Below are 4,551 nucleotides of genomic sequence, written 5' to 3'. Positions count from 1 at the left end.
GCTCGCGTTCCGGCGCCCGCGTCGGCGACGAGGAGCGACGCCTCCTCGACGGACGCCCGGTCGAGGTCAGACGGACTCTCGGGGTCGCCGTGAATCGCCTGATAGCCCTCGTCGGAGAGGCGTTTCGCCTCCGTCTGGTCGGATTCGAGGAGGACGTAACCGACGTCCCGCGCCTCCAGTTCGTCGAGGAGGAGGTCCGTATCGCGCCGGTACTCGGCGACGACGACGTGGCCCTCCTTCTTCGAGAGCCTGTCGTCGAGGGTGAGCGGCGCGCGTTCGAAGAGGGGGATGATGAGCACGCGCAGCGTCACGAACCCGATGACGACGCCGGTCACCTGCACGAGTCCGAGGAACACGTTCATCTCGGGCGTCGTCCACGGCGCGTCCGCTCCGTATCCGGTCGTCGTGAGCGTCGCGAGAACGGCCTGGAAGGAGCGGAACACCGACTGCGGTCGGCTCTCATACGCTCGCATCCCGAAGTTGTAGAGGGCGGTGTAGGACAGGACGACGGCGACGAGGCCGAGCACGTAGACCACGAGCAGTCGCTGTCGCTGCGAGAGGTCCCGAGGATGCAGGCCGTCCACGTTCTGTAGTTCGCGCACGTTCGGTCTCGTTCGAACGAGCGTGCCGCGACGGACTAGTGTTGTGGCCGAGCGACCCGACGACCGCTCGTCGGGCGACGCACGGCGAGAACGCACCGTTCCGGAACCTCTTTTGTCGCTGCATCCTGAGCCACCGGTAATGGAGTATCTGGAGCGTCGGGTGTCGATGGTCGAGGACCGCCTCCGCACGGTCATCGACGCGGTCGACCCGCCCGAACTGTCGGACGAACTCGCCCACGTTGCGCTGGCGGGCGGCAAGCGCGTCCGCCCCGCGGTGACGATTCTCTCCTGTGAGGCCTGCGGCGGCGACCCCGACGCGGCGGTGGACTTCGCCGTCGCCATCGAACTGGTCCACAACGCCTCGCTGGTCATCGACGACATCATCGACCGCTCGGACATCCGGCGCGGGACGCCCAGCGCGTGGGCGCAGTACGGCTACGGCCCCGCCATCATCGCCTCCGACGGCCTCCTCGGCGAAGCGTTCGCCCTCCTGTCAGTCAACGACCAGGCGATGCAGATAGTGGCGGAGTCGATGGTCGAACTCGGCGAGGGGGAGGCGACGGAACTCGTCGCCCGGCCGACGAACGAGGCGGAGTACATGGAACTGGCACGCCGGAAGACCGGCGCGCTGTTCCGCGCGGCGGCCGAACTCGGTGCCGTCGCCGCCGAAGCCGACCCGTTCACCGTCGAGGCGTTCGGCGAGTACGCAGAACGGGTGGGTGTCGCCTTCCAGATACGCGACGACGTGCTGGACGCGACGGCCGACGCCGACGAACTCGGCAAGCCGACCGGACAGGACGAACAGATGGACCGCCCGTCGGTCGTGCAGGTGACGGACCTCACCCCCGCGGAGGCGAACCAGCGCGCGCGAGACCAGTCGGACCAGGCGCTCGACGCCCTCGACGCCGCCCAGTTGGCCGAGACGGACTCGCTCGGCTACCTCCGGGACCTCGCGGAGTTCGTCGTCGTCCGCGAGCGCTGAGTCGCTCGGTCAGTTCTCCGCGGTGCAGTGGAAGTCGAAGGAGAGTCTGTCGACCGCGGGGGCGGTGAACCACTCGTCCGTCGACCGTCTGGCGACGACCTGATACCGGCCGCGTCTCGGTATCGGTCCGAGGTTCGTCCGGTAGACGCGCACGTCGCCGTCGTCGGTGAGCGTCCCGGCGCCGGCGAGCGGTATCGTGGTCTCCCGCCGTCCGCTCACCCCCGCGTCGGTTCGACGCTCGTGGGGAACCGCGACTCCGCGATGGCGAACGCGAGCGTGCTGAACACGCCCAACAGCGTTCCGACGGTGAGGCCGATTGCGAGGTCCGACAGCGAGAACGGCCGGACGCCCGGGAGGCCGGCGACGCCGTTGACGTTGAGGAAGAAGCCGGAGACGACGTAGAGGACGATGGCGATGGCGACGACGTAGAACGGCGCGTTGAGGTAGCGCCACTTGAATCGGTCCGCGAGGTACTCGTCGGTCACCTGTCCGAGACTGGAGGTGACGCCCGCGGCGGCGAACCACTGGACCGCGCCGTGGACGAGGGCGGCGAGAATCAGCGACGGTGCGAGCGTCGACTCCAGACTGGCGCGGACGGCGTCCAGGAGGGCGACGCTGCGGAACCCGCCGACGGTCATCAACGCGAGAGCGGCGACGTAGGTGATGAGCGTGACGCGGCCCTCGTAGAGGATGTCTCGCCCGCGACTCACGGCGTCGTCGACGACGGTCTCCAGTCCGAGGCCGCGGAACAGGGTGTAGAGGCCGAGGAGCGCGGAGACGAGGCCCAGCACGGCCGCTCCGGGCACGTCGAAGAAGCTGGCGATGGTGAGGAACGGGTAGATGAGAAGCAGGATGCCGAGGGGGACGAGGATGGTCCCGCGCGTCTCGGGGTCCGCGAGCACCTGCTTCATCGTGTAGTAGATGGATTCGAGGTCCTGCGCCTGTCGGACGACGACGCGGCGGACGCTGTCGATGGGGACGCGAGAGCGGATGACTGGCAGGACGGACTCGTCCTGCGCGCCGTCGGTGATGACGATTGCGCTGACGTTCTCGCCGGTGGAGAGACCCGCGAGCACGCGGTCTATCTCCTCGCCGATGGCGCGGTTGGCCTTCACGTCGCTGCCCTGCGTCCCGGTGACGGCGGCGACTTCCACCTGCTCGTCGACCTCTGGGTCGGCGACGAGCAAGTCGTGTTCGTGGATGCCCTGAAACAGGACGTTCGAGTCTGAGTCCTCCGGGTCGGCGGTGGCGAGAGCGACCGCGACGGCTTCGACGCTGTCCCGGCCGACGACGGGCGTGTCGAACCGCGTCTTCCGGCCGAGGTCGTCGTCGAGGTCGATACAGAGGACCAACAGCATCGTCCGACCGTATGCCGTCGGGCTATATTTGTTTTCGGGGACGCTCTCCGGGCGACGGCCGGCGTTCGCCGGAACGCCGTGGGCGTCCGTCCCACGCCGGGAACTGCGTTTCGCACGGTTTTTGCCCGTGGGACGTGTAGCGTGTGTTCAACGAATGATCTCGAAGGGCTGTGAGCAGTGCGCCATGGGAGGGAAGATGGTGCTGTTCGTCTACGGCTACTGCGACCAGCGCGATTGCTTCTACTGTCCGCTCGGCGAGAACCGCAAGAACGTCACCGACGTGTACGCCAACGAGCGACAGGTGGAGTCCGACGACGACGTCATCGCCGAGGCGAAGCGGATGGACGCCCTCGGGACGTCCATCACGGGCGGCGAACCGCAGGAGGCCCTCGACAAGACGTGTCGCTACCTCGAACTCCTCAAGGACGAGTTCGGCGAGGACCACCACACACACCTCTACACGGGAATCACGGGCGGCCGCGAGAACATGCGCCGCCTCTCGGAGGCCGGACTGGACGAGATTCGCTTCCACCCGCCGTACGAACTGTGGGGCGACATGCACGGCACCGAGTGGGAGGACATCCTCTACGTCGCCCGCGAGGAGGGTCTGACGCCCGCGTCGAGATTCCGGGCATCCGGGCCGAAGAAGAGTTCCTCGACTTCCTCGACGAGGGCGCCGCGGAGTTCTGCAACGTCAACGAGTTCGAGATGTCGGACGGCAACTACCGCCGGATGCAGGAGGCGGGCTACGAACTGCAGGACGGCCACATGTCGGCCGTCGACGGGTCGAAGGACGCCATCCTCGAAGAGATGGCCGACCACGAACGCGTCTACTTCTGCACCTCCGTGTTCAAGGACGCCGCCCAGCACCGCAACCGCCTGAAGCGCATGGCGAAGAACATCCGCCGTCCGTTCGACGAGGTAACCGACGACGGCACCATCGTCTACGGGAAGACGTGGGTGACCGAGGCGGACCTGCAGGCACTCGGCGTCCCCGAGGAGTTCTACACGGTGAAGTCCGACCACGTCGAAGTCGCGTGGTGGCTGCTGGAGGAGATGGTGGACGAGGGCGACGTGTCGAAGGGCGAAATCGTCGAGCAGTACCCCACCGTGAACGGCACCGTGGTCGAACGGACGCCGTTGGCGTAGGGCGACCCCTCGGTCGCGTCGCTTTTTCGGTCGCCGCGGCCGTTCCGTCCCGTGCCAAGCGGTGTCGAACCACCGAACGCTATTTGCCCGGTCCAGTCGGTAGGGGCGGCCACACGTGAGTCTCGCCCACGTCATCGAGGACGTCGACGACGACCCGCACCGCGAACGCGACTTCTACGAGTACCCCGCGCTCTACGAGTTCTACCACTCGCGCGTCCTGAACAGGGACGCGCAGGTGCGACTGTTGCGACGGTACGAACCCGAGGGGACGAGTCGGGTGCTGGAACTGGGCTGCGGTACCGGTCCGGTGAAGTGAGGACGCCGACGGACGCCGAACTACCGTCGTCGGTCGGTTCGCGACAGCACGGCGTACAGGCTCGGCGTGAACGCCACCGCCGCGCCCGCGAGGAGCCAGTCGGCGAGTCGGCCGCCGGAGAGGACGCCGACGGCGACGAGGACG

5 protein-coding genes and 1 pseudogene are annotated in these 4,551 nt (G+C 67.7%); 3 read left to right on the top strand and 3 right to left on the bottom strand.

Going from position 1 to position 4,551, the window contains the following annotated elements; all coding sequences use genetic code 11:
* Window positions 1-602, bottom strand: a 602-nt coding sequence (locus tag GJ632_RS19775) for an NAD-binding protein (RefSeq protein WP_343161277.1), incomplete at its 3' end; no start/stop codon positions are given.
* Window positions 603-741: 139 nt separating this feature from the next.
* Between GJ632_RS19775 and GJ632_RS19770 the strand changes: the two genes are divergently transcribed.
* Window positions 742-1,584, top strand: coding sequence for a polyprenyl synthetase family protein (locus tag GJ632_RS19770; protein WP_089804247.1), 843 nt, complete (start codon window positions 742-744; stop codon window positions 1,582-1,584).
* A 9-nt stretch (window positions 1,585-1,593) separates the two neighbouring features.
* On the opposite strand, the gene GJ632_RS19765 is transcribed toward GJ632_RS19770, so the two are convergent.
* Complete coding sequence (locus GJ632_RS19765) at window positions 1,594-1,803, bottom strand: hypothetical protein (RefSeq protein WP_191453832.1); 210 nt, start codon at window positions 1,801-1,803, stop codon at window positions 1,594-1,596.
* Window positions 1,800-2,942: a DUF373 family protein gene (locus GJ632_RS19760; protein ID WP_191453831.1), complete on the bottom strand. Its 1,143-nt coding sequence runs from the start codon at window positions 2,940-2,942 to the stop codon at window positions 1,800-1,802. Before GJ632_RS19760 ends, GJ632_RS19765 begins: the two co-directional genes overlap by 4 nt.
* A 154-nt stretch (window positions 2,943-3,096) precedes the next feature.
* On the opposite strand from GJ632_RS19760, the pseudogene GJ632_RS19755 reads away from it, so the two are divergent.
* Together GJ632_RS19755 and GJ632_RS19750 are read left to right on the top strand one after the other, a co-directional pair.
* Window positions 3,097-4,091: pseudogene (locus tag GJ632_RS19755) on the top strand (radical SAM protein).
* Between the two features lie 115 nt (window positions 4,092-4,206).
* On the top strand, window positions 4,207-4,407 hold the full coding sequence (locus tag GJ632_RS19750) for a hypothetical protein (RefSeq protein ID WP_191453830.1): 201 nt from the start codon (window positions 4,207-4,209) through the stop codon (window positions 4,405-4,407).
* The last annotated feature ends 144 nt before the right edge of the window (window positions 4,408-4,551 follow it).

Origin of the sequence: Halogeometricum sp. CBA1124 (assembly GCF_009741955.1) — an archaeon.
Lineage (GTDB): Archaea > Halobacteriota > Halobacteria > Halobacteriales > Haloferacaceae > Halogeometricum > Halogeometricum rufum.
The sequence above is the reverse complement of the archived record's forward strand: the minus strand, read 5'-3'. Positions and strand labels throughout refer to the sequence as shown.